This window comes from Allobosea sp. AK1 (assembly GCF_006714945.1).
Taxonomy (GTDB): domain Bacteria; phylum Pseudomonadota; class Alphaproteobacteria; order Rhizobiales; family Beijerinckiaceae; genus Allobosea; species Allobosea robiniae.
Genome location: NZ_VFMG01000001.1, coordinates 4,471,825 through 4,495,687 on the forward strand (window position 1 = coordinate 4,471,825; position 23,863 = coordinate 4,495,687).

The window sequence follows — 23,863 nt, forward strand, 5'->3', positions numbered from 1 at the left end:
CCGCTTGTCAAAAGGGTAAGGGTTGGCGTAACGCCCGAGAATGGCTTTGGCAAGGCGAGTGCGCCCCGGCAGCAGCGGGCGGGAGTAAACAGGTGATTTTCGGGTTGTTCGGCAAGCGTGCCAATCGGCGCTCTCCTGTGGACACGCTGTTCGGGCGGGTCGCCGAGGCCTCGCGCCTGCCTGCGCTTTATATCGATGGGGGGATTCCCGACAGCTTCGAAGGCCGTTTCGAATCGCTGACCCTGCATGTCCTGCTGGTGCTGCGCCGGCTGCGCGAATTGCCGCCTCCGGCCGCCGATCTGGCGCAGGAATTCATCGATGCCTGCTTCGCCTATCTCGAGCTCGGTTTCCGCAATGGCGGCATCAGCGATGTCGCCGTGCCCAAGCGAATGAAGAAGATCGGCCAGATGTTCTACGGCCGGGTGCAGGCCTATGAGGCCGCGCTGGCCGCTCCCGGTCTGGAGGCACTGGCCGAAGCGCTGGGGCGCAACGCCTGCGTACCGGAAGCGGCGCCTGCGCTGGCCGCCTATGCTCGTGCCGCACAGGAGGCGCTCGCCACCGCCGATCTGGACGGCATCATGAACCGGGACAATCTCTTTCCCGCCTTCTCGGCCCGGGAGGTCGCTCATGACGCCTGATCGTGCCCCAGCCTTGCCGCTCAGCCATCCGATCCGGATCGAGGCGATCCGCACCCGCGGCACCGAGGTCGTGGTGCGGGCGGAGGCCGCGCAGCTGCCGGCCATCGCGGCGCAGCTCGGCCTCGTGTCCATCGAATTCCTGGAGGCGCGCCATGTCCTGTCGCGCAATGGCGAGCGCGTGAAGCTCGAAGGGCGCATCGCGGCCCGGCTCCACCAGGCCTGCGTCGTGACGCTCGAGCCGTTCCCGGTTCAGCTCGACATACCCGTCAAGCTCGATTTCACATCGGAGGAGGAGAGCGCGGCCTTCGCCCGGCGCAACGAGCGGGACGATACCGAGATCGATATCGAAGTGCTGCTGAACGAGGACGATCCGCCCGAGCCGATCATCGACGGCGTGATCGATCTCGGCGGGGTCACACTGGAGTTCCTCGCGCTGGCGCTTGATCCCTATCCGCGCAAGCCCGGTGCCAGCTTCGACTCGTCCGCGGGCGACGCCGCCGTGGAATCGCCTTTCGCGGCGCTGGCAAAGTTGAAACGCGGTGACTGAAGCGCTTCGCGGCCCTTGCGCGGCTTGCGGCGCTGGCCCAAACCGCTATTGTCCGGCCGGCACTGAGCCGCCCCGGATTGAAGGTCGGCCATCTCCGGGACACGCCAGAATTCCATGACAAGACCGGTTACAATCGCGCTCGATGCGATGGGCGGGGACCACGGCCCGACCATCGTCATACCCGGCGCCGCGTTGATGCTCGAGCGCCGTCCGGATGCCCGATTCGTCATCTTCGGCGACGAGAAGCAGGTGCTTCCGCTGATCGATCAGCACCCGAAGCTCAAGGCGGTAACGACATTCCACCACACCGAGGTCTCGGTGAAGATGGACGACAAGCCGAGCCAGGCGTTGCGCTATGGCCGCTACAAATCCTCGATGTGGCGCGCGATCGACGCGACCAAGACGGGCGAGGCGGATGTCACGGTTTCGGCCGGCAATACCGGCGCGCTGATGGCGATGTCGAAATTCTGCCTGAAGTCGATGGCGCAGGTCGACCGGCCGGCGATCGCCTGCCTGTGGCCGACGGCCCGAGGCGAGAGCATCGTGCTCGATGTCGGCGCCACCATCGGTGCGGATGCGCGCCATCTCGTCGACCTCGCCGTGATGGGCGCGGCCATGGCCCGCGTCGTGCTCGATCTCGACCGGCCGACCGTCGGCCTGCTCAATGTCGGCGTCGAGGAGATCAAAGGCGTCGAGGCGGTCAAGGAAGCCGGCCGCATCCTGCGCGAAAGCAACCTGCCGCATCTCGCCTATCACGGCTTCGTCGAGGGCGATGATCTCGGCAAGGGCACGGTCGATGTCGTGGTCACCGAGGGCTTTACCGGCAACATCGCTCTGAAGACGGCCGAAGGCACCGCCCGTCAGATCGCCGATTACCTGCGCGCCGCGATGAGCCGCTCGCTGATGGCGAAGATCGGCTATGTCTTCGCCCGTGGCGCCTTCGCGGCGCTGAAGGACAAGCTCGACCCGCGCAAGTCGAACGGCGGCGTCTTTCTCGGGCTGGAAGGCATCGTCATCAAGAGCCATGGCGGTACGGATGCGATCGGCTTCGCCAGCGCCGCCGAATTGGGCTATGAAATGGCACGCGAGGACCTGATGGCGAAGGTCCGCGAAATGGTCGCCGCGAGCACGCGTCCGGAGCTGATGGCCGCGCAGCCCGCCGAGGCGGAATAGGGAACAACCTTCTTGTCCATCCTGCGCTCTCAAGTCGTCGGCTGCGGCTCCTACCTGCCCGCGCGCATCGTCACGAATGCCGAGCTGGCCGCCCGCGTCGACACCAGCGACGAGTGGATCGTCCAGCGCACCGGCATCCGCCAGCGCCATGTCGCGGCCGATGACGAGCCGACCTCGGTGGTCGGCCTCAAGGCGGCGCAGGCGGCGATCGCCGACGCCGGCATCGACCCGTCCGAGATCGACCTGATCATCGTCGCGACCGCGACGCCGGATCACACTTTTCCCGCCACGGCGACGCAGATCCAGGCGGCACTCGGCATTACCGGCGGCGCGGCCTTCGACCTGCAGGCGGTCTGCTCGGGCTTCGTCTTTGCGCTCGCGACCGCCGACAAGTTCCTGACCACGGGCGGTGCCCGCGCCGCCCTGGTGATCGGCGCCGAGACCTTCTCGCGCATCCTCGACTGGGAGGACCGCGCCACCTGCGTGCTGTTCGGCGACGGCGCTGGCGCCGTCGTGCTGAAAGCCGCGCCGGGCGAGGGGACGCTTGCCGATCGCGGCATCCTCACCACCCATATCCGCTCGGACGGCCGCCACAAGGACAAGCTCTATGTCGACGGCGGCGCGGGCTCGACCAAGACGGTCGGCTTCCTGCGCATGGAAGGCAAGGAGGTCTTCCGCCACGCCGTCACCAACCTGGCCGAGACGGTACGCCACACCTTCGAGCAGACGGGCTTGTCCGGCGCCGATATCGACTGGTTCGTGCCGCACCAGGCCAACCGGCGCATCATCGACGCCACGGCCGACAAGCTCGGCATCAGCCACGACCATGTCGTCGTCACCGTCGACCGCCACGGCAACACCTCTGCGGCCTCGATACCGCTTGCTCTGGCCGAGGCCCATGCCGACGGCCGCATCAAGCGCGGACAGCTCGTCCTGATCGAGGCGATGGGCGGCGGCTTCACCTGGGGCTCGGCCCTGATCCGCTGGTGACCCAGCGGTAGATAATTCACGAAAATTGTCATGAATCATCGTCATTTCGGGTCGGTTCTGGCCTAAGCCGGCACAATCGCCGCGCTTGAGGATTGACCCGCGCGACGGGGGCGCCTAGCGTCCGCCGTCCATAATGGCGAAGGGTTGGCGGTTTCAGGCCGCCGCCCGCAATACGCCTTGGAGGATATGAATGGCGGGGCAAACGGTCACTCGTGCGGACCTGTGCGAGGCTGTCTACCAGAAGATCGGCTTGTCGCGGACGGAGTCGTCGAAGCTTGTCGAGGCGGTGCTCGACGAGATCTGCGACGCGGTCGCGCGCGGCGAGAATGTGAAGTTGTCCTCGTTCGGATCGTTCGTCGTGCGAGACAAAGGCGAACGAATCGGGCGTAATCCCAAAACTGGCGTTGAGGTCCCGATCGAGCCGCGTCGCGTGATGGTGTTCAAGCCCTCGAACGTGATGAAGGCCCGCATCAACGGGCAGACGGGTGAGGGTGAGACTGAGTGAGCCTGGAGTTCCACGCCGGCGATACAGAGGCCGAATTGGACACCAAGAGCCCAGATGCCTTCCGGACCATCAGCGAGGTCGCCGAAGACCTCGACATACCCCAGCACGTCCTGCGTTTCTGGGAGACCCGCTTCAGCCAGATCAAGCCGCTGAAGCGCGGCGGCGGACGCCGCTATTACCGGCCTGACGACGTCGCCCTGCTCAAGGGCATCCGGCGCCTGCTCTATGGCGAAGGCTATACGATCAAGGGCCTGCAGCGCATCCTGAAGGAGCAGGGGCCGCGCCATGTCCAGGCGATCGGCCGGGGTGCACCGATCGGGGCGATGAGCAGCGCAGCGCCGGCGGTCACGCCGGGCGGTCCGGGCGCCATGCCTGGCGCCGCTGCCGAGGCGGGACCCGAACGGCTGGCGCCTTATCGGCAGCCCGTTCCCGAAGGGCTTGACGACATCTCGGTCCTCACGGCGGTGCTGAAGGAGCTCGGCGAGTGCCGACGCATCCTCGAGCAGGCCCTGCAGCCGGCGCCGGACTCCGCCTGATCCAGACTTGCGGTCGCGCCCGGGGCGTTTGCGTCGATGCAGGCGCGACGCGGGTTGATCGCTCCGCTCTTGACCATAGCTTCAAGGCCGAGGACGACCTGGCACGTCCCGTACCGGCGCGGATCGTCGCGCCTCATCACTGGGGAGCGCCGGCATGGCCTGGCTTTATCTGTTCATCGCGGGCCTGTTCGAGGTCGGCTGGGCCATCGGCCTGAAATACACGCAAGGCTTCACCCGGCTCGTCCCGACTTTGTTCACCGGCGCCAGCATGGTCGTCAGCTTGGGCCTGCTCGGCCTTGCCCTGAAATCGCTGCCCGTCGGCACGGCTTACGCGGTCTGGACCGGCATCGGCACGATCGGCACGGCGATCCTCGGCATCGCTCTGCTGGGCGAACCGGCGGGCGCTCTGCGGCTCGCCTGCATCGGCCTGATCGTGGCCGGGATCGTCGGACTCAAGCTGGTCTCGGCGTAAGCGCCGAGGCTCAGCTCCGGCGCCAGGATTCCGGCCAGTAGCCGCCGCGCTCGATCATGACGATCAGGACGATGACCGCCAGCGTGACCAGAATGGTCATGAGCTTAGCGTTCCAGGGCACGCCGCGGCCGATCAGCCAGATCAGGCTGAGGCCGATGATCAGGGGAATGACGATCTCCATCGGGCGAGCCTACAGCACGGAGCCGGTCGATGGGAAATTTTCCGTCGCCCTCGCTCGGCGGCCGGGATTCTGCCAAAGGCTGCCGGCGCTATTTCTTTTGGAACTCGATTCCGACGCGCAGGCCCACGGTGGAGGAGAAATCGAAGCCCGGTGGAAGGATGTTGATCCTGGCCCGGTCCGACCAGACCGAGGCCTGGATCGAGACGCCCGCATCGAAGCCTACGACGGCATCGATCTGAATCTGCCGGACTGGGCCAAGCCGCACTTCCGATTTCGTGATGTTGGCGATTGCCTTCGTCTCGATCTTGGCCCCCGCGGAGGCCTGGCCGATAGCCCCGCCCAGGCCGATGGCTCCTTTGATCGTCGTCCAGAAATTGGCCTGGGCTCCCAACTGCAGGCGGTTGGCGACATTGATCACAGGTGTCGAGATGCCGGCGGACGAACGAAACTCGACCGAGAGATTGCGATCTTCGATGCTGGCTTTAGGCAAGAACTCGCTCTTGAAATAAGGCCGTATGAAACCGGGCAGCTGCGGTTGCAGGACCTTGTCGACCGAATAGCTGACGGAAAAGCCTTTGAAATCCTTGAACTCGCCGTAAAGATACAGGGTATGGGGCAGCCGGGGGTCGAATGTCGGCAGCTTGTCCAGGACATGGAACGGCCCCAGTTGCTTGACGCCGTGGGCGATCATCGTCGCGGTGCGCAGTCCCGGCTGCCGTAGCTCCAGTTGGGGCAGCTCGAGCCCTGTCTTTTCGAGCCGTGGCGCATCGGTCCAGAGTTTGACCAGCTTGTCGCGCGATAGCAGGGCGCCCGCCGCGTCGAGCAGCGGCGGCGGCGGCAGGCTCTTCCCGGTAAGCTCGAAGGCCTTCTCGGGAATCATCAAGGTCATGGTCTGCGTCAGCGAATGTTCGTCGAACAGGCGGGTCGCGGTGTCGTTGCCGACCTTGCCATCGTCCCCAAGCCCACAGGCGCGCTGGAAAGTCTTGACCGCGCTTTCGGTGTTGTCACCGAAGATGCCGTCGACCTTGAGGTTGTTCTTGCCGCCATAGACCATGTTGATCGTGTGCTGGACGGAGGCTGTATTGTTGCAGCGCGCCCCTTTGGCGATCGATTTCTTGGCAGGCTCCGGCATGTTCGGCCCCCCGTCGCGGCTGGCCCTGACAATCGCGGGCGGCCGCCAGCGCCGCGATTCCGGCAGCGCCCGAAACAGGCTGCCGCCTTCCTCCAGAGCTAACATTGCGGAAGCTCCGGCCTCGTCATTCACATGAGGGATGAGCGGCGTGGGACCCTGCTATGGAAGCTGGGATTCCGCAGGCGCACCGGCCGGCGCCGCGGTCCGGCCGATCGGGCGCTCCCCCTCGACCAGCGGCTTCAACCGCCCGAGCTCGACCGCCAGGAAATCGAGGAAGAGCCGGACGCGGGGCGTATGCCGCATGTCCGGATGGGTCAGCAGCCAGAGGTCGGCTGCGAGATCGGGATCGGGCTCGCCGAAACGCCTGAGGCCGGGGCGCGTGTCGCCGATGAAGCAGGGCAGGAAGCCGATGCCGATCCCGGCCTCGACCGCCTCGGCAAGGCCGAGCACGGTATTGAGCTTGTAGACGACACGCTCCGGCGTGACGTGGCGGGCGAGATAGCGCACCGCGCTCAGCATGGTGAACTGGTCGCCGAGCGAAACCCAGCTGCGCTCCCACAGGCTTTCGCGAGAGGGAAGCTCCGCATCGGGGAAATCGGCGGCACGGCCATAGAGCGCCCAGGCGATCCGGGCGGGCTTGCGGCCGACCAGCGTCTCCGGCGGATTGTCGGTGGCGCGGATCGCGACATCGGCGTCGCGCTTGGAGAGATTGGCGGCCTGGTTGCCGATCAGGATGTCGAGCCGGATGTCCGGGCATTGCGCGAGGAAACGGGCAAAGAGCGGCGTCAGCAGGTCGACCAGCAGGGAGTCGTTGGTGGCGACGCGCAACTCGCCGGCCGGCTTGATCTCCTGCCCCGCGAGCTTGCGCGAGAAAGCGGTGATGTCGTCGTCGACGCGGCCGGCGAGCTGGATCATTTCCTCGCCGGCTGGCGTCGCGACATAGCCGCTGCGGTGACGCTCGAACAGCTTGGTGCCGAGCGCCTCCTCGATCTGGCCGAGGCGACGGAACACCGTCGAGTGGTTGACGCCGAGCGCTGCCGCGGCCGCCGGCAGCGCCCGTTTGTCGGCGATCGCCTTGATCAGGCGGAAATCGTCCCAGGCCAGAGGCTTCGCGGCTTGATTCATCCGCTCACTCTCGGCCAAGGGACGCTCCCCTTCAAGGCGGGCTCGCGTCACGCCAAGGCCGGCTTGGCGCTGAGGGCCGAGCGCGTGCCGGCGACGGCAAGCGCGCCATCGCCGATCAGCACATGCGCGAAGGCGGTGAGCGCAAGGAAGGCCGGATATTCCCAGCCGCCATTCGGCGCATTGAAGACCCAGCCGTTCGGGGCGTGGATGGCGAGAGCGCCCAGCAGGACCGGCAGCAGCGCGGCTGAGACGAGACGGCCATGGAAGCCGATGAGGATGGCGATGCCGCCGATGAGCTCGGCCAGCATGATCGGCCAGGCGAGGAAGCCGGGCAGTCCGACCTGCCCAAGAAAACCGGTGAAGCCGGCGGGCGTGAAGATGACGAGCTTGAGATAGGCGTGGGCGATGAACATCAGGCCGAGCGCGACGCGCAGGCCAAGGGCGCCATAAGGAGCGAGGCGATTGTCGATCATGGGACGTCTCCTGAAACAGGACCGGTTGGTCTCGAGGCAGAAGATCGATCGGACTCATGCGCAAATCAAATTGTAGATTGGCGATAGTCACATTGCATCAATGCAATGAATTGCCTCTGGCGCTCGGCCGCTTCCATGCCGATCTTCCAGCCAACGGGGCGGATATCTGCCCATCGGGATCGAGAACACGGAGGAGCTTGCCATGCAGATCAACGGCCTTCATCACGTCACCGCCATCTCTGGCCCGGCGCGCCGCAATCTCGACTTCTATGCTCGGGTGCTCGGCCTGCGCCTCGTCAAGAAGACCGTCAATTTCGACGATCCCGGCACCTATCACCTCTATTTCGGCGATGTGGATGCCGCGCCCGGCTCGATCCTGACCTTCTTCCCGTGGGAGCATGCCGCTCCGGGCCGCCTCGGCGTCGGCGAGACGCAGGAGACGGTCTTCCGGGTTCCGGAAGGTTCGATCGGCTTCTGGGCGCATCGCTTCGTCGAGCAGGGCGTGCCGCATGAGGTGCCGGTCAAGCGCTTCGGCGAGACCGTGCTGAGCTTCCGCGATCCGGACGGCATGAGGCTCGCCCTTGTTGGCCTGCCCGGTGTCGAGAAGGAGCCGGCTTGGGCTGACGGCGGCATTCCCGCCGAGCATGGGCTGCGCGGCTTCCACAGCGTCAGCCTGCTGCTGGCCGATGCCGCACCGACGGGGGCCATCCTCAGCGACGTTTTCGGTTTCACCGAGATCGGGCGCGAGGACACGCTGATCCGCTATGCCGCGAAGGGCACGGCGATCGGCGGGGTGATCGACCTGCGCGTCGCCGGCGGCTTCCTGCCGGCCCGGCAGGGCGCGGGCTCGGTCCACCATATCGCCTTCCGGGCGGCCGATGACGCCGCGCAGGGGGAGATGGTGCGCCGTCTCGTTCAGAACCACGGCATCAGCCCCACGGAACAGCGCGACCGGAATTATTTCCGCTCGGTCTATTTCCGTGAGCCGGGCCATGTCCTGTTCGAGATCGCGACCGATATCCCCGGCTTCGCGATCGACGAGCCCGCGGCCGAGCTCGGCCGTTCGCTGAAGCTGCCGCCTCAGTACGAGGCGCATCGCAAGGAGATCGAGGCGGTCCTGCCCGACCTCGGCTGACGAGACCCGCCGCCCGCCGTTCAGGCGGGCGGCGGAGCGACACCACGACGCCTTGCCTGCTTATCGCAAGGGGCAGGGCGGTTCCGCTCGATGAAGGGAGACGACCATGACCGCCACGACCGTCGATACCGATTTCATCCATGTCTTCGAGCCGGGCAGCGATCCGGCCCGCAGGCCGCTCCTGCTCCTGCATGGCACCGGCGGCGACGAGCGCGACCTGCTCTCGCTCGGTCGCACCGTCGCGCCGGGAGCAAGCCTGCTCTCGCCGCGCGGCAAGGTTCTCGAAGGAGCGGCGCCGCGCTTCTTCCGCCGCCTGGCCGAGGGTGTCTTCGACGAGGCTGATCTCAGGCAGCGCACCGACGAGCTGGCCGATTTCGTGCTCTTGGCGCGGGAGCGCTACGGCCTGCCGGCGCCGATCGCGCTCGGCTTCTCCAACGGTGCGAATATTGCGGCGGCGCTGTTGCTGCAGCGGCCCGAGATCCTGGCCGGTGCCGCGCTCCTGCGCGCGATGGTTCCCTTCGCCGAGCCGCCGCGCGCCGATCTCACGGGCAAGCCGGTGTTGATCCTGTCGGGCGCGCTCGATCCGATCGTGCCGAAAGCCAATGCCGAAGCGCTGGCGCGCCAGCTCGGTGAGAGCGGCGCCGCCGTCGAGCATCGCGCATTGCCCGCGGGGCATGGTCTCGGGCAGGCCGATATCGGCCTTCTCGGCGACTGGCTGGCGCGCAACTGATCAAAGGCAGCATCGGGAGCATCGGACTGATTACGGCATTCAGTCCGGTGCTCTAGGCCCGGGCGAGCACGTTTCCGACCGGGTCCGCCACGATGAGGCGGCGCGCCTTCCCGGCCTGCTCGGCCATCAGGGCCATGTCGATCCGTTGGCGATACTCCGCCCAGGACCCCAGGTTCAATCCGCAATTGGCGCAGGAGACCACGCTCGCATCGCTGAGCGCGTGCGGAACAGAGACGCCCGGCGAGCCGCAATCCCCGCAATGGAATCCATTTTGTCTCAACGCGATACCGTCCATGCTGATCGTCGACGCAGCGGCAATCCGCGTGCCGCATCGGCATCAAAGGCCATCGCAGATGACCATTGCCTGAACGTGCTTCGTGATCGGAAGCCGGCGGCTATTCGACGGCGGAGGTCAGTTCGCGATGTTGGTTATGCTGGTTTCGCTCGGCTTCGGAGCGCGAAGAGACCAGGCGCAGAACCGGGCGGACCGCTGGCTGCGCCGAAGCGAGATCTTTCCGCCCGGCGGCCGCACGCCGGATTTGGGCACGCCGCGCGATAAGCGACATCTGTTGCTTGTGTTTCATGATCGAATGACCCGGAGCCGCACTTTCATCATCGCTCCAACGCAAGTGTTCGCGCAGCCCCCATTTGGGGTGTCCGCTTTCGAAAGGCCGATGCGATGTCCGGATCAGGTTCTGAGAATGAGGATCAGGGCCGCGCCCGTCGATCGCCGATCCGGCGCTCTAGAAGGCGGGTTCGGCGCCGTCGGCCTGACGGCAATCGCCTGGGCGATACGAGCCGTTGCCGTCATGCGACGGGATTGTTCATGATCGTCTCGAAGCGCATTGCATCTGCCGCGCCTCGCCACTATAAGCCGACCCGTCGGAGCGTAGCGCAGCCCGGTTAGCGCACTTGTCTGGGGGACAAGGGGTCGGAGGTTCGAATCCTCTCGCTCCGACCATTCAAATCCCTGAAAATCAACGGCCAGCCGTCTCCCGTATGCTTTCGGGCGTCGCGAGGCGCCTTTGCGGCGCTATGAGCCGAGCCTGATTCGAGGCGATGGATTCGCCTTTCGCTCGCGCCGTTGCGGCTCCCGTGATTAACCCTTCCTTAGGCTTGTCGTTGCTCTCGCGCCGTCGCGCAGCCAATGTCGTGATCGGGGCGGGCAGGGCACGAAGAGGCGGAAGCGATCATGTCCATGGCGAGTCTTGCGATCACGGCCGCCGAGCCGGGCCGTCGGGAGATGACGGAAGCCGCCGGTTCGCTTGCGAATTTCTTCACCGGGATCAAGCCCGATTGGCACTCGCAATGGGCCTGGGATCACTATGAGGCGACCATCCTCGGACTGGCGCATCAGTTCGGCCTGCGCCGCGTCTGCGAGATCGGCGGCGGCCGCGATCCCCTGTTCACCCAGGAGCAGGCCGCCCGCAACGGCATCGATCTCATCGTCAACGATATCGATGCCGGCGAGCTGGCGCTGACGGCGCGCGGACTCAAGACCGCACGCTTCGACATCGCCGGGGACCTGAGCGAGCCGGATGTCACCCGTGGCGGCTATGACATGATGGTGTCGCGCATGGTCTTCGAACATGTCGACGGGGTCGAGCGGGCCTGGGCCAATATCCATGAGCTGCTGGCTCCCGGCGGCGTGGCGCTGGCCTTCTTCCCGACGCTCTGGGCGCCGGTCTTTGCCCTCAACCATGTCCTGCCGGAGAAGGTCTCGCACGCCATCGTCCACGCCCTGTTCCCGGCGCGTCGCGACGGCGGCGGCGATCCGAAATTCCCCGCGCTCTATGATTGGTGCCGCGGCAACCCCGCCTTGCTCGAGCCGATGCTGAGGCGGGCGGGCTTCGCCGAAACCCATGTCCAGCGCTTCTGGGGGCACGGCTATTTCGACCGGATGCCGGGTCTGAAGCAGGTCGATCACGTCTTCAACGCGCTGGCGGCGCGTGTCGGCTGGAGCTTCGTGACGACCTATGCCTATGTCGTCGTCCGCAAGGGCCGGGGCTGAGCACGCTTCGCCTGCTTCGAGACGGCATCAACCCGGCTGGAGAAGACCTGCCTCAGCCTGCGGTATGGCCGGCTTCGCCGTCTTTTGCCCAGCGTGATCTGTCCATGGCCGGACGCTGTTCGCGCGCCGCACCCGTGGTGGAGGGGAAACGCAGCCTGCGCCCGATCGGACGTTCGACCCAGCGGTAGAGCAGGCTGGATGCGACGGCTGCAACCGCGATGGCGACCGCGATGTAGATCTCCAGTGGCAGCGCCCCGCCGACCAGCCTGATCCAGACCTCCCGGAGCGGGCGCAGCGCGAAGGGGTGAAACAGATAGAGGCTGTAGGAGGCGTTGCCGAGCCCGGTGAGGAGCAGCGCCAGGCGCGGCGTGGCGCCGCGATAGAGCGCCGCTCCTGCGACGATCATCACGGCCGGGATGCCCCAGCGCAGCGCCGGCAGGGTCGTTTCCCCGGCGTCGAGGCCGTGAATCCTGAAGATGGCGGCGAAGCCGAGGACCACGAGCAGCGCAGCGCCCGGCCCCGGAAGGCTCACGCCTTGCCTGTGGAGCAGTGCCAGGAGGCAGCCGAACAGGAATTCGAGGATGATCTGCTGCGTCCAGAAGGCGAGCTGGACCTGCGCCGGCTGCAGCAGCATCCCCGCCAGGGCGAGGCCGCCGATGACGAGCGTGAGCGCGGCCATTCCGCGCCGCAGGGGCAGCAGCATCGCGCCGGCAAACAGCATGTAGAAGAACATTTCGAGGTTGAGCGTCCAGCCCAGCGCCATCACGGGCCTGGTCTCGTCGCCGCCGCGCAGGCTCGGGATGAAGAGATAGGAGGCGAGGATGTGCTGCCAGTCGCCGAGCGGAACGTTCAGGAGCTGGGGAGCGGCGAGGCCGCCGAGCAGCAGGATGCTGGTCAGGAGCCAGTAGAGCGGCACGATCCGGGCGATCCGCCGGGTGAGGAATACCCGCCATGCCCCCGGCCGGCCGAACAGATCGGCCGAGGTGTGGACCATGATGAAGCCGGAAATCACGAAGAAGATGTCGACGCCGATGCCCCAGCGCATGAAGGACAGGTCGATGGCGGGCAGGCCCACGCGCGCGCCGATGGCTTCCGTCTCATGGGCGGCATGGCCGAGGACGACCAGCAGCGCCGCGATCGCGCGCAAGGCCTGGATGCTCTCGATCTGGCCGGATGGCGCCGTTCCGCTGGCCAATGGCGCAGCCGCCGTCATGAGCGCCCCTCCGCGCCGCCGTCTCCCGGCCCGAGTGCCGCCAGGCCCCAGATCAGGCCGAGCATCAGGTAGAGATGCCGCCAGTGGTCGCTGTCGATCTGGAAGCCCTGCAGGATGGTGACGAAGAGCACCGACCAGATCGCGATGGCGTGGAGCTGGGTCGGGCCGGGCCGGAACACCACCCGCCAGCCGACATAGCAGGTCGCCACCATCAGGCTGATCCATGACAGCCCGCCGAGCCAGCCATAGGAGGCGAAGGCGTTGATATAGACGTTGTGCGGGTCGGCCTGGTTGAAGAGCCAGCGGAACTGCAGCGGTCCGAAGCCGTTCGGTGCGTCCAGCAGCATCGGGATGGCGCGCAACTGGTTGCCGAAGCGCCCCGTGACGCCCTGGTCATATTCCTGGTCGAGGCTGGCGCGCGCGTCGAAGACGTTGCGGATATCCTCGAAGGACAGCGCGACCAGGAGCGCGGCCACCATGGCGACGAGCGCTGCCAGCGACATGGTGACGATCCGGCGCCGGCTGGCGGCGCTCGGAGCGGTCAGGAAGGTGAGGGCGATCATGAGCGCCGTCGAGACGACGAGCACGCCCCAGGCGCCGCGCGAGAAGGTGAAGAACAGCGCGGCGAGCGGGATGCTCAACGTGACCAGGCCGCGCGCCATGCCGACCTGGCCGGTCAGGATGCGCTGCAGCACATAGACGATCGGCAGGGCCAGATAAGGGCCCAGCACGTTGGGGTCCTTGAACGTTCCGGCGGCGCGGCCATAGAGCGTGAAGATCGAGCCGAGCCCGGCAATGTCGAAATAGCCGAGCAGCCCCGCAAACCCTGCGACCCAGGCGGCGAACAGCCAGCCGCGGCGCAGGGTCTCCAGCCGGCCGGCCGCATCCTGGGACATGATCCCGGCGACGAAGACGCAGGTGATCATCAGATAGACCGACACCGCGGTGAAGCGCACCGAGTCGCCGTCGCCCATCCAGGGAATGAGCGAGAGGATGCCGCCGATATTGTAGCCGAGCAGCAGGACCGCGAGCGGCAGAAGCTTCTGCGAGAACCGGATGCCGGTGAGCGCGAAGACGAACAGCGCCAGCAGGAAGACGACCTCGTAGGGCGAGGGCTCGACCAGGGCGAGGCCGCTGGCGGCGCCGAGCAGCCAGAGGGTGCCGCGCTTGATGGCGGCGTAGGAAATCGCCAGGCGCGAGGCCCGGCCTGCCTGCGGCGGGTTTTGCGCCAGCGCGCTCAATAGGCGTTCTCGTTCTTGGTCAGGAGCGAGAACGGCGTCTTCACCAGGATGTAGAGGTCGAGCAGCACCGACCAGTTCTCGATATAGTAGAGGTCGTGCTCGACGCGCCGCTGGATCTTTTCCTCGGTGTCGGTCTCGCCGCGCCAGCCGTTGATCTGGGCCCAGCCGGTGATGCCAGGCTTGACCTTGTGACGTGCGAAATAGCCGTCCACCACCTGCTCATAGGCGCGGTTGGAGGCCTTGGCATGGATGGCATGCGGCCGGGGGCCGACCAGCGATAGGTCGCCCTTGAACACGACGTTCAGGAGCTGCGGCAATTCGTCGATCGAGGTCTTGCGGATGAAGCGGCCGACGCGCGTCACGCGCGGATCGTCCCTGGTGACCTGCTTGGCAGCGTTATGGTCGGCCATGTCGTTGCGCAGCGAGCGGAATTTCAGGACGTCGACGGTCTCGTTGTTGAAGCCGTAGCGCTTCTGGCGGAAGAACACCGGCCCCGTGGTATCGAGCTTGATCGCGATCGCCGTCACCAGCATCACCGGCGAGAGCGCGATCAGGGCGAGCGTGCCGACGACCTTGTCGAACGCCCATTTGACGACGATGTCCCAGTCGGCGATCGGCCGGTCGAACACGTCGAGCACGGGCACCGCGCCGAAATAGGAATAGGAGCGCGGCCGCAACCGCAGCTTCGACAGATGAGCCGAGAGGCGGATGTCGATCGGCAGTACCCAGAGCTTGCGCAGCATGGTCAGGAGCCGCGCCTCCGCCGAGATCGGCAGGGTGAAGATGACGAGGTCCAGCTTGGTGCGGCGTGCGAATTCGACGAGGTCGTCGATCGTGCCGAGCTTGGGATAGCCGGCGACGAGATCGGGCGAGCGCTCGTCGTTGCGGTCGTCGAAGACGCCGCAGATGCGCAGGCCCGTATCCTTCTGGCTTTCCAGGGCGCGGATCAGCGCTTCGCCGGCCTCGCCGCCGCCGACGATGGCCGTGCGCCGCTCCAGCCGGCCGGTGCGGGTGAGATAGCGCACGCCCGCCGTGGTGACCACGCGCCCGGCGAGCAGGGCGCCGGCACCGGCGAAATAGAAACCGATCAGCCAGCCGCGCGAAACCTGATCGCCGATCTTCAGGAAGAAGAAGGCCGCGAGCGCGACCAGGAACAGCATCGTCCAGCCGGCGACCAGGCGCACGCCGCTGCCGACGAAATGGCGCAAAGCTCCGATCGGGTAGAGTTGCAGCGCCTGGAAGACCGCAAGCGAGCCAAGAGCCAGCGCTGCGACCGTCACCTGATAGGGCAGCGTGTACTCGACCTTGCCGGCCGCATAGAGCCAGTAGATCAGCCCGCCAGTCCCGAGCACGGCGATCAGGTCGAGCAGCCGGGCCGCGCCTTCGATCATCACGGGCGACAGCGTCGGCTTGACGGGAATGGCCGCGATGCGCTCGGCCAGCGGGTGGAAGCGCCGCGTCTGGCCCTTGTCGGACCCACCGAACATCGCCGGCGAGGCCGAGGCGGCCGCATCCGCCTTCATCATATCGCGGACGTCGAAAGTCCCCATGACCCATACACCCTCAACTCGGAGCGTCGCGCCGGAGTGCGGCGATCCCGGTTCGGCTGTATCCGAAATTGCTCTCGGAACGTTTAACCCGACCGCTTGCTGTTTCGGCGGATTCGTAAGGCTCCGGAGCGCCGCGAAGGCGCATGCCGCATGTTCTATGGAGGGTGCCAAAACGCGATGGCGAAAAAGTGGATTTTGTCTTGGTCGGCCAGTGATTTGGCACAGGTTTAAAACGCCTGAAAAAGTTGCGATTTCCCGCAAGTGATTGTTATTGCAAGTGATCGCGTGTTGACAGAATAGAACGGCGTAGGCATATTGGCTGTCGATGAGTGTCTGAGAAGCATATAACGCTCAAGAAGAGCGCCGCGCCCCGACAGGTGTTTTTTGCCTATGGCGTCGGTTGCTGGAGTTAAGCTCCGGCTCAGTCTTCTTTTCGGATCTGTCGATTTAAAACTCTAACGATTGCTTGGCTGTCCCTGCGTCGCACCCGTGACGTTCAGCGCCGGCTTCGCCCGTGTGCAACATGTCTTTTCATTGGTTGGTTCTGCTCGCGGCGATCGCCGTCGAGATCGTCGCGACGGCCGCGCTGAAGTCGGCTGTCTCCACCTCATGGCTCGTCGGCACGCTGCCGCTGATCCTGATCGGCTTCTCCTTCATCCTGCTCAGCATCGCGTTGCGGGTCATTCCGATGGCGGTCGCCTATGCCGTCTGGGAAGGGCTCGGCATCGTCGGCATCGCGCTGATCGGCCATGTGCTCTTCGGAGAGCATCTGACGGCTGCCCGCGCGGCCGGCCTGGCCGCGATCCTGGCCGGCATTCTCCTCATCGAGAACGGAGTGGGGCACGAACGCAGTGAGGGTGACGGGAGGCTCGTGTGACCGCCTCCTTCACGCAGGCTGCGCCTTTCCTCTGGCTGCTGCTGGCCGTCACGCTGGAAATCGGCGGCACCTATCTGCTCAAGCTCTCGGACGGCATGGCCCGTCGCACGATGGGCGCCGGCGGTATCGTGCTCGTCATGGGCGCCTTCGCGGCGCTCGCCCAGGCGATCAGGGGCATGGACCTGTCGGTCGCCTATGCGGTCTGGGGCGGGGCGGGTCTGGTGATCACCGCGATCATCGGCGCGCTGGTCTTCGGCCAGCGCATCAGGCCGGTGGGCTGGCTCGGCATCCTGCTGGTGGTCTGCGGCGTCGTCGCGCTCAAGCTGGTCTGAGGCGGGGCTTCAGGCGATGCCGCGCGTCTTCAACGCATCGCGATAGGCGGCGATGACGCCGTCGATCATGTCGTCCAGACGGAAGTTCTGGTGGACATGGCCGGCGAGGTCGGCCGCCTGGGCGAGGCGCTCGGCTTCCGGCGTATCGAGCATCGCCCGGATCGCCCCGGCAAGGATCGTCGGGTCGTTGGCCTGGATCAATCGCTGGCGATGATTGGGGCCGTAGATCTCGCCGATACCGCCGACATCGGTCGAGATCAGCGGCTGGGCAGCCGCGGCTGCTTCCAGGATGACATAGGGCAGGGATTCGGCCCGCGACGGGATCACCATGGCGCGGGCGCGGGCCAGGGCCTTGCGGATGGGTGCCGGTGGCTCGAAGACGCACTGGTCGGCGACGCCGCGTTCGCGCGTCATCTGCCGCAATTCGTCTTCGTCCGGCCCCGAGCCGATGATGAGGATCCGCGGCATCAGCCCGTCGCGGCGGCGCAGCAGCGCCAGCGCGTCGATCAGCGTGTCGACGCCCTTGGCCGAGCGCAGTTCACCCAGATAGAGCAGGTCGAATTCCGCCGCGCCATGGTCGATCGGCTCGAATTCCGCGTCGGAGACGCCGTTGAGCACCACCCGATGGTCCGTGCGCGGTGCATGGCCGACATGGGCCTCGAAGCGCCCGGCGATGAAGCGGCTCTCGAACAGGAACATGTCGGTCGCGCCTTCGAGCAGGCGCTCGACGCTCATATAGACCTTATGCTCCACGCTGCCGGGCTTGTAGTTGAAGCTGCCGCCATGGGGCGTGTAGGCGGTGACATAGCGCCGGCCAGGCGAGAACAGGGCAGGGATCCGGCCATAGACCCCGCCTTTCGAGCCGTGGCAATGCACGACATCCGGCGCGAGGCGCCGCCGCAGCGACATCTCCGACAGCTGCGCCTTGAGGTCGGTGGCGCTCGGATAGCGCGACATCGGCACCCGCGTCACGCCCAGCGTCAACTGCCCGGCAAGCTCGCGAAAAACTTCGTCGGCTCGTGCCCCGCCGGTGCTGGAATCGCAGAAGATGCCGACATCGTGCCCGCGCTCGACCTGGCCGCGGGCGACGTCGAGGACGTGTCGGAACAGCCCGCCAAGCGGTGCCCGAAAGACATGCAGGATTTTCAAGGGGCGGGAAGCCGGGCTGTCCGTCATGGGGCGCGGCGCGATCTCAGAACCAGCGTTCCTTGATGACGATGGTGTCGCCGGGCTGGACCGGATAGGTGATCGGCACGGTCGCGGTCACGGTCTGTCCCTCGATCTGGCGCGTCACCTCGGCAGAGGAGCGCAGGCCGCGCGGCGTGAAGCCACCGGCAATGGCAACGGCCGTCTGCACGGTCATGCCGTTCACATAGGGGAACTGGCCGGACGTGGTGACCTCGCCGAGCACGAAGAACGGCCGGTAGGTATCGACCTCGACCGAAACCTTGGGTTCGCGCAGATAGCCGCCGCGCAGCTTGGCCTCGATCGCCTGGGCGAGCTGCACCGTCGTGCGTCCCTGCGCCTCGACCGAGCCGATCAGCGGCATGGCGATGCGCCCGGCGCCGTCGACCGCATAGATATTGGAGAGATTGTCCTGCCCGAAGACGATGATGCGCAGCCGGTCGCCACTGGCGAGCCGATAAGGCCCCGCCGGTTCGGCGAGCGCATAGTCCGACGCCGGATAGCGGGGCGCGCAAGCGCCCGCCATCATGGCGGCGGCCAAGGCGAGAGAGGCGAGACGTCGACTCATCACTGGCTTACCCGTGCAGAACTCGCCCGATCTTTAGGCCCGGTATGGTTAACAAAGGCTTCCCGTGGGCCGTTTTGGGTGCCGGGGCGGCGGAAGGATGGTTCAAGCGCCGCCGTCCGGCCGTCGAGATCAAGGCCCAGAATGTCGCGCTCGGCGGACTGGCGACGGCCGTCAATAAGCTCGATGGCCAAGTCGAACGCCTGCACCGACAACGGCAAGTCTTGAGGTAAAAGCCTCCAGATAGATACCCGATGCCGCCAGTGATCATGATTAACAAATTGAGATTGTTAGCAGTTCATTAGGCTTACTGAGCGTTCAATGTCGCCCGCGTCCCTTCCAGGGGGCGAGAGTTTTGCGTCGATAGGTGGGCCCATGACCGCTCAAGCTGGGATTGATGCGCGCGGCGCCGGAGAAGGCCGGGGCGACATGCTCGATCTCTCCGCCCTCTGGGCGGCGATCAAGCGCCGCAAGTTCTGGATCATTGCGCCGACGCTCGCCGCGCTCGGCCTGTCTTTCGTCGCGGTGAACGTGGTGACACCGCGTTATACCGGCGAAGCGAAGCTGCTGCTGGAGAGCCGCGGCGGCTTCTTTACGCTATCGGGCCAGGCGCCGGCCGATAGCAGCCAGTTCGATTCCGAGGCCGTGCAGAGCCAGGTCCAGGTCATCATGTCCCGCGACTTGGCGCGCGAGGCGATCAAGCGGATCGGGCTGGTCGGCAACGGCGAATTCGATTCGGGCGTCGGTGCGTTGAGCGCCCTACGCAAGCTCGCCGTGATGATCGGGCTCGGCGGCCATCCGGCCGACCGCTCTCCCGAAGAGCGCGTCCTCGAGAAATATTATGACCGTTTGCTGGTCTACCCCGTCGGCCGTTCGCGCATTGTCTCCGTCGAGTTCACCTCGCGCGATGCGGCGCTCGCCGCCAAGGGCGCCAACACCATCGCCGAGACCTATCTCGAGTTCCAGGAAGCGGCGAAGCAGGAGAACGCCCGCAACGCCTCGAACTGGCTCTCAACCACGATCGAACCCCTGCGCAAGCGCGTCGCCGAAGCCGAGGCCAAGGTCGAGGATTACCGCTCGAAGAACGGCCTGTTCTCCGGGCCCAACAACACGACCATCTCCTCCCAGCAGCTTACCGACCTGTCGGCGCAGCTCTCCAGCGCCCGCAGCCAGCAGGCGGAGTCGCAGGCCAAGGCGGGGTTGATCCGCGACGCCATCAAGCAGGGGCGTACGTTCGAGATCCCCGATGTCGCCAATAACGACCTCGTCCGCCGGCTGATCGAGCAGCGCGTCAACCTGCGCGCCCAGATCGCGGCGGAATCACGCAGCCTCCTGCCGGAGCATCCGCGGATCAAGGAGCTCAACGCCCAGCTTCTCGATCTCGAAGGCCAGCTCCGCGCCGCTGCCGAGCGCACGGTGCGCACGCTGGAGAACGAGGCCAAGATCGCCGGCCAGCGCGTCGAGAGCTTCCAGGCCGCGCTCGACGGGCAGAAGAAGAACGTCTCCAGCGCCAATGACAGCGAGGTGCAGCTGCGCGCGCTGGAGCGCGAGGCCCGCACGCTGCGCGAACAGCTCGAGCAGTACATGCAGCGCTACCGCGAGGCCGTCGCGCGCGACACGATGAATGCGACGCCGGCCGATGCGCGCATCATCTCGCGCGCGGTGGAGCCGACCGAACCTTCCTTCCCGAAGAAGGTGCCGGTGGTGCTGGTCGCGACGCTCGCGACCTTCCTGATCGCGCTTGCGACGATCGTGACCCGCGAATTGCTCAACGGCCAGGGCAGGTCTCTGCCGGACGCTCCGCGCGGACCGCGCTGGGTGTCCGCCGGCTCCTCGGAAGATGAGATGGAGACGCCTGACCCGGTGCCGGGTGCGCCGCGCCATGCGCGTGTCGCCGGTCTGCTCACACATGCCGGAAAGCTCGGTCAGGCCCGGCTCGACCTCGACCGGCCCGAGCTGACCTTGGCGGAGATTGCGGAGCGGACCCACGAGCCGGCGCGCGGCATGGCGCCGCTGGCGCTGGTCCTGGATGGTGCCGGCGACGGGGCCGCCAGGCCGCGCGATCTCGCCGAACTGCTCGCCCAGCGCTGCCGCTGCGTGCTCGTCGACCTGTCCTCGGATCACGGGGGCGGGGAGGCCGGCTTCTCGGAGCTGCTTGCCGGTGAAGCGCTGTTCTCCGACATCATCACCCGGGCGTCGGGTTCGCGGCTGCATCGCATCGGCGCCGGCCGCGCCGGCCGCGCTGCGGTTCTGGCCGCACCCGATCTGGTCGACGTCGCGCTCGATGCGCTCTGCGAGACCTATGACTGGGTGCTGGTCGCCGCCGCCTCCAACGACGACGGCACGGTGCTGGCGCCGGTCGCCCGCCGGGCGCAGGCCGGGCTCGTCATGAGCGGGCAGGTCGGCAACGGCCATGCCCTCGAGACGGCCTACCGCCTGAGCGAATTGACCGAAGCGCCGGTCACGCTGATCCTCGACGCCGAGGGCGGCGTGCCCATGCCCCCGGTTTCGCGCACGGAAATGCCCGTCGGCGCCTGAGAAACAGGGCGGCCCTACTCCTCCTCGGAGCGCCTGCTCCTGAGCCAGCCCGATGCGCGCTGGGCGAGCTTCAGCGCCATCGGCGAGCGCTTGATCCGCCGTTTCAAGTCGCGCTTCGTTCGGGCGATCCGGGCGAAGACGCGGCCCTTGAAGGTCAGGGGCAGGAAGCTGTCGACGAGATCGTCATGGTCGTCGCAGAAGGTGGTCTTGTAGCGGGCCTCCCCGACGCCGAGATCGAAGACCGCGACACCCTCGCGGGCTTTCAGGCGGATCAGTTCGGCCAGCAGCAACTCCCCCGGGCTGGTCTTGACGGTTTCGCTGGCCATGTCGAACGAGGTCGCCATGCCGGAGAAGCGTTCGCCCTGGATCGTGCCGACATAGGTCGCCACCGAGCGGCCGGCCAGGTCGAGGGAATAGAGTTCGATCGACGGGCGAGCGCTGCCGCATGCTATCGCCGCGCGCTCCAGGAAGGCGCGCATCGCCGGCTCGGCGAAGGGGTCGGGCACGCCCATGCTGCGGAAGCGCTCGGCCTTCTGTGACAGGAAGGCGTCGATGATGCGCGTGATCTCTTCGGGCGTTGCCGCTCGTACCAGCGTCGATGGCCCGAAATCCTTGAAGCGGCTGTGCTTGTTCTTGAGCTTCTTGCGGGCATGGCTGCTCATCGAGCGCCTGAGCGTCGCGTCCCCGTCCCCGGCGATCAGGGCGAGCTTGTAGGCGCGGCTCGGGCTCGGACCGGCGGCGAGTTGCGCCGCGGGATTGGTGACGCCCTGCCAGGTGACGGGCTGGTTGACGAAGGCCAGCGCATCGAGCCCGCCGATCGCGGTGCCGATCTCCGTCAGCATCTGCGCGGCCAGCGCTGCATCGAGTTGTGCGGCGAAACCCGGAGCGTAGAGCCCCATATGGTAGTTCGCGTGCTTGCCACCGATGAACTCGGCGAAGCGGAAGCCACTGCGCCCGGTGACGGTAAGCGGCACCAGCGCGCAGAGCGCCCCGGCGGCGTCATGCACCAGGGCGTAGCGGAAGGTCATGTCATGCGCCGCCCCGATCGTCTCGGCGAAATGCCTGACCCAGTCATAGCTCTGATAGGGCGTCACCAGCGCCTTCGCCTCGAAGGCGCGCCATGTGTCCGCCAGCGCGGCGACATCTGTCTCGATCGCGATCGAGGCCCAGGGGCGCGTTACGGGGCGGCTGGCGGTGATCGCGTCCGGCGGGGCCGGCGTTGGTGCGGCGATGGTGGGCATGCGTCCTTCGCCCGTGCGAGCAGAACAGATGTAAGCGTCCTTAACCCGTCATTGTGAACGGATCGGCCACACTCGCCCGGCCCGGCCGCGTGATCGCGCGATAGCGTTAGCGGGGGGTTGCAAAGGGGCGGCAAAAGTTGGCGGCGATGAACGGGCGTCACAAGGCCATCGCGGCCGCATTCCGGGTGATGGCGGCGACGGGCGCCGACCGCTGGAGCCGCGGCTTCGCGCAAGGGCAGGGCGTGATCCTGACCCTGCATCATGTCCGGGCGGCGCAGACGGGTGGCTTCGCGCCGAACGCCCTGCTCGACATCACCCCCGGCTTCCTCGACCGAGCGCTTCGCCTGATCCGGGCCGAGGGCTACGACATCGTCTCGCTGCAGGAGGCGCTGGCGCGCCTGCGCAATCCGAAGCCCGGCCGCTTCTTCGTCGCGCTGACCTTCGATGACGGCTATCGCGACAATGTCGAGGAGGCTTGGCCAGTCCTGGCCAGGCACGAGGCGCCCTGGACGCTGTTCGTGACGCCGGGTTTTGCCGACCGCACGGCGCGGCTCTGGTGGCTGGAGCTGGAGGAGGCGATCCGGGCCTTGCCGCGGCTCGATCTGGCCTTGCCGGATGGCCGTTTCACCGCCCGGACCGAGACCGATGCCGAGAAGAACCGCGCCTTTGCGAAGCTCTACTGGCGTCTGCGCCGCGGCCCGGAAGCGATTCTGCTCTCAGTGATTTCGGATCTTGCGGCCGAAGCCGGCATCGATTTGGTCGCTCTCGTCGAGCGCGAATGCCTGCCCTGGGATACGCTGCGGGCCTTGTCCGGCGCACCGGGCGTGACCATCGGCGCCCATACCCTGACGCATCCGATGCTGGCGAAGCACGACGCGGATGTCGCGCGCCGCGAGATCGTGGGGAGCAAGGCGCGGTTAGAGGCGGAACTGGGCATCCCGATCCGCCATTTCGCCTATCCGGTCGGCGATCCCGGCTCGGCCGGGCCGCGCGATTTCGCGCTTGTCGCGGAGGCGGGCTTCGAGAGCGCCGTCACGACGCGGCCGGGTCATCTCCTCCCCGAGCATGCCGCCCATCTCCACGCCCTGCCGCGCGTCTCGCTCAACGGCCTTCACCAGAACGAAGCAGCGCTGCGGGCGCTGCTGTCGGGGCTGCCGTTCTGGTTACGGAGCAGGGGGCGGAAACTGGACGTCGCCTGATAACGATCAAGCCTCGTCCTTGCGCTCCATCCACTTGATCAGCGGCAGCAGCGGCAGCACCCAGGCGAGGCCGAGCACGATATAGGCGATGGTCTGCACCGGCTTCGACGCCTCGGTGATCCGCCCCTGCGCCAGCGCCATCGCGACGAGCGCATAGACGCAGACGAAGACGAGGATCAGCACGGTCCCGAGCAGCTTGCGGTTGCGTTGTTTCATCGGGCTCTCCACGGGGCAGACCTGGCTGCTGCGGCAATGCGGGCGTTGTCGCGCCGGA

The 23,863-nt window shown here is 66.7% G+C and carries 27 protein-coding genes and 1 tRNA gene; 15 read left to right on the forward strand and 13 right to left on the reverse strand.

Annotated features, from left to right (window positions below):
* The first annotated feature begins 92 nt into the window (after positions 1-92).
* The 7 genes from FHT98_RS21490 (at position 93) to sugE (ending at position 4,861) form a co-directional block, all read left to right on the forward strand.
* On the forward strand, positions 93-638 hold the full coding sequence (locus FHT98_RS21490) for a ubiquinol-cytochrome C chaperone family protein (RefSeq protein WP_142115247.1): 546 nt from the start codon (positions 93-95) through the stop codon (positions 636-638).
* Entirely contained in the window at positions 628-1,185 is a 558-nt protein-coding gene (locus FHT98_RS21495; protein ID WP_082617019.1) for a YceD family protein, read from the forward strand. The genes FHT98_RS21490 and FHT98_RS21495 overlap by 11 nt, the downstream gene beginning before the upstream one ends.
* Before the next feature lie 114 nt (positions 1,186-1,299).
* Positions 1,300-2,358, forward strand: coding sequence for a phosphate acyltransferase PlsX (gene plsX / locus FHT98_RS21500; protein ID WP_061964015.1), 1,059 nt, complete (start codon positions 1,300-1,302; stop codon positions 2,356-2,358).
* Between the two features lie 12 nt (positions 2,359-2,370).
* Complete coding sequence (locus tag FHT98_RS21505; RefSeq protein ID WP_091855537.1) at positions 2,371-3,348, forward strand: beta-ketoacyl-ACP synthase III; 978 nt, start codon at positions 2,371-2,373, stop codon at positions 3,346-3,348.
* A gap of 190 nt (positions 3,349-3,538) precedes the next feature.
* Entirely contained in the window at positions 3,539-3,853 is a 315-nt protein-coding gene (locus FHT98_RS21510; RefSeq protein ID WP_047573001.1) for an integration host factor subunit alpha, read from the forward strand.
* Positions 3,850-4,389: a MerR family transcriptional regulator gene (locus FHT98_RS21515; RefSeq protein ID WP_465246920.1), complete on the forward strand. Its 540-nt coding sequence runs from the start codon at positions 3,850-3,852 to the stop codon at positions 4,387-4,389. Before FHT98_RS21510 ends, FHT98_RS21515 begins: the two co-directional genes overlap by 4 nt.
* Before the next feature lie 154 nt (positions 4,390-4,543).
* Positions 4,544-4,861 (forward strand): quaternary ammonium compound efflux SMR transporter SugE, encoded by a 318-nt coding sequence (sugE, locus tag FHT98_RS21520; RefSeq protein ID WP_113585605.1) that lies wholly within the window; start codon positions 4,544-4,546, stop codon positions 4,859-4,861.
* 10 nt (positions 4,862-4,871) lie between these two features.
* Here sugE and FHT98_RS26285 read toward each other — a convergent pair whose 3' ends face one another.
* The 4 genes from FHT98_RS26285 to FHT98_RS21535 all read right to left on the reverse strand — a co-directional run bounded on the left by FHT98_RS26285 (position 4,872) and on the right by FHT98_RS21535 (position 7,772).
* Positions 4,872-5,042 carry a hypothetical protein gene (locus FHT98_RS26285; protein ID WP_185745239.1) on the reverse strand — a complete coding sequence of 57 codons (171 nt, stop codon included), beginning with the start codon at positions 5,040-5,042 and terminating at the stop codon, positions 4,872-4,874.
* 88 nt (positions 5,043-5,130) lie between these two features.
* Entirely contained in the window at positions 5,131-6,279 is a 1,149-nt protein-coding gene (locus tag FHT98_RS21525; protein ID WP_142115248.1) for a peptidoglycan-binding domain-containing protein, read from the reverse strand.
* Between the two features lie 54 nt (positions 6,280-6,333).
* Positions 6,334-7,299: a LysR family transcriptional regulator gene (locus FHT98_RS21530; protein ID WP_061964007.1), complete on the reverse strand. Its 966-nt coding sequence runs from the start codon at positions 7,297-7,299 to the stop codon at positions 6,334-6,336.
* 47 nt (positions 7,300-7,346) lie between these two features.
* Positions 7,347-7,772, reverse strand: coding sequence for a DoxX family protein (locus FHT98_RS21535; protein WP_142115249.1), 426 nt, complete (start codon positions 7,770-7,772; stop codon positions 7,347-7,349).
* A gap of 202 nt (positions 7,773-7,974) precedes the next feature.
* Here FHT98_RS21535 and FHT98_RS21540 point away from each other — a divergent pair, with 202 nt between their 5' ends.
* Positions 7,975-8,907 (forward strand): ring-cleaving dioxygenase, encoded by a 933-nt coding sequence (locus FHT98_RS21540; RefSeq protein WP_142115250.1) that lies wholly within the window; start codon positions 7,975-7,977, stop codon positions 8,905-8,907.
* Positions 8,908-9,013: 106 nt separating this feature from the next.
* Positions 9,014-9,637: an alpha/beta hydrolase gene (locus FHT98_RS21545; RefSeq protein ID WP_142115251.1), complete on the forward strand. Its 624-nt coding sequence runs from the start codon at positions 9,014-9,016 to the stop codon at positions 9,635-9,637.
* 52 nt (positions 9,638-9,689) lie between these two features.
* Here the strand turns inward: FHT98_RS21545 and FHT98_RS21550 are convergent, their stop codons facing one another.
* Positions 9,690-9,932: a hypothetical protein gene (locus tag FHT98_RS21550; RefSeq protein ID WP_142115252.1), complete on the reverse strand. Its 243-nt coding sequence runs from the start codon at positions 9,930-9,932 to the stop codon at positions 9,690-9,692.
* A gap of 588 nt (positions 9,933-10,520) precedes the next feature.
* On the opposite strand from FHT98_RS21550, the gene FHT98_RS21555 reads away from it, so the two are divergent.
* Positions 10,521-10,598 (forward strand) — tRNA-Pro (locus FHT98_RS21555).
* 231 nt (positions 10,599-10,829) lie between these two features.
* Positions 10,830-11,648, forward strand: coding sequence for a class I SAM-dependent methyltransferase (locus FHT98_RS21560; protein ID WP_142115253.1), 819 nt, complete (start codon positions 10,830-10,832; stop codon positions 11,646-11,648).
* A 52-nt stretch (positions 11,649-11,700) separates the two neighbouring features.
* Here the strand turns inward: FHT98_RS21560 and FHT98_RS21565 are convergent, their stop codons facing one another.
* From FHT98_RS21565 to FHT98_RS21575, 3 genes are read right to left on the reverse strand one after another with little or no spacing between them, the layout of a single operon-like run.
* Positions 11,701-12,861, reverse strand: a complete 1,161-nt coding sequence (locus FHT98_RS21565; RefSeq protein WP_185745240.1) for an acyltransferase family protein — start codon at positions 12,859-12,861, stop codon at positions 11,701-11,703.
* Complete coding sequence (locus FHT98_RS21570) at positions 12,858-14,102, reverse strand: O-antigen ligase family protein (RefSeq protein WP_113585611.1); 1,245 nt, start codon at positions 14,100-14,102, stop codon at positions 12,858-12,860. Before FHT98_RS21570 ends, FHT98_RS21565 begins: the two co-directional genes overlap by 4 nt.
* Complete coding sequence (locus FHT98_RS21575; RefSeq protein ID WP_113585612.1) at positions 14,099-15,652, reverse strand: undecaprenyl-phosphate glucose phosphotransferase; 1,554 nt, start codon at positions 15,650-15,652, stop codon at positions 14,099-14,101. The genes FHT98_RS21570 and FHT98_RS21575 overlap by 4 nt, the downstream gene beginning before the upstream one ends.
* Before the next feature lie 523 nt (positions 15,653-16,175).
* On the opposite strand from FHT98_RS21575, the gene FHT98_RS21580 reads away from it, so the two are divergent.
* Together FHT98_RS21580 and FHT98_RS21585 are read left to right on the forward strand one after the other, a co-directional pair.
* Positions 16,176-16,529 (forward strand): DMT family transporter, encoded by a 354-nt coding sequence (locus FHT98_RS21580; RefSeq protein ID WP_082617017.1) that lies wholly within the window; start codon positions 16,176-16,178, stop codon positions 16,527-16,529.
* A complete protein-coding gene (locus FHT98_RS21585; protein WP_142115255.1) occupies positions 16,526-16,861 on the forward strand; it encodes an SMR family transporter in 336 nt (111 codons plus the stop codon). Before FHT98_RS21580 ends, FHT98_RS21585 begins: the two co-directional genes overlap by 4 nt.
* A 9-nt stretch (positions 16,862-16,870) precedes the next feature.
* On the opposite strand, the gene FHT98_RS21590 is transcribed toward FHT98_RS21585, so the two are convergent.
* Genes FHT98_RS21590 through FHT98_RS21600 form a run of 3 tightly spaced genes read right to left on the reverse strand, consistent with a single transcriptional unit; the run spans position 16,871 to position 18,805 of the window.
* Positions 16,871-18,037, reverse strand: a complete 1,167-nt coding sequence (locus FHT98_RS21590) for a glycosyltransferase family 4 protein (RefSeq protein ID WP_142115256.1) — start codon at positions 18,035-18,037, stop codon at positions 16,871-16,873.
* Positions 18,038-18,053: 16 nt separating this feature from the next.
* Positions 18,054-18,614, reverse strand: a complete 561-nt coding sequence (locus FHT98_RS21595; protein ID WP_142115257.1) for a polysaccharide biosynthesis/export family protein — start codon at positions 18,612-18,614, stop codon at positions 18,054-18,056.
* A complete protein-coding gene (locus FHT98_RS21600) occupies positions 18,614-18,805 on the reverse strand; it encodes a hypothetical protein (protein WP_142115258.1) in 192 nt (63 codons plus the stop codon). The genes FHT98_RS21595 and FHT98_RS21600 overlap by 1 nt, the downstream gene beginning before the upstream one ends.
* A 181-nt stretch (positions 18,806-18,986) precedes the next feature.
* Here FHT98_RS21600 and FHT98_RS21605 point away from each other — a divergent pair, with 181 nt between their 5' ends.
* A complete protein-coding gene (locus tag FHT98_RS21605) occupies positions 18,987-21,149 on the forward strand; it encodes a GumC family protein (protein ID WP_185745241.1) in 2,163 nt (720 codons plus the stop codon).
* 14 nt (positions 21,150-21,163) lie between these two features.
* On the opposite strand, the gene FHT98_RS21610 is transcribed toward FHT98_RS21605, so the two are convergent.
* Positions 21,164-22,390, reverse strand: a complete 1,227-nt coding sequence (locus FHT98_RS21610) for a GNAT family N-acetyltransferase (RefSeq protein ID WP_142115260.1) — start codon at positions 22,388-22,390, stop codon at positions 21,164-21,166.
* Positions 22,391-22,527: 137 nt separating this feature from the next.
* On the opposite strand from FHT98_RS21610, the gene FHT98_RS21615 reads away from it, so the two are divergent.
* A complete protein-coding gene (locus FHT98_RS21615; RefSeq protein ID WP_465246921.1) occupies positions 22,528-23,589 on the forward strand; it encodes a polysaccharide deacetylase family protein in 1,062 nt (353 codons plus the stop codon).
* 6 nt (positions 23,590-23,595) lie between these two features.
* Here FHT98_RS21615 and FHT98_RS21620 read toward each other — a convergent pair whose 3' ends face one another.
* Positions 23,596-23,805 carry a DUF2842 domain-containing protein gene (locus FHT98_RS21620; RefSeq protein WP_061963975.1) on the reverse strand — a complete coding sequence of 70 codons (210 nt, stop codon included), beginning with the start codon at positions 23,803-23,805 and terminating at the stop codon, positions 23,596-23,598.
* Positions 23,806-23,863 lie beyond the last annotated feature (58 nt).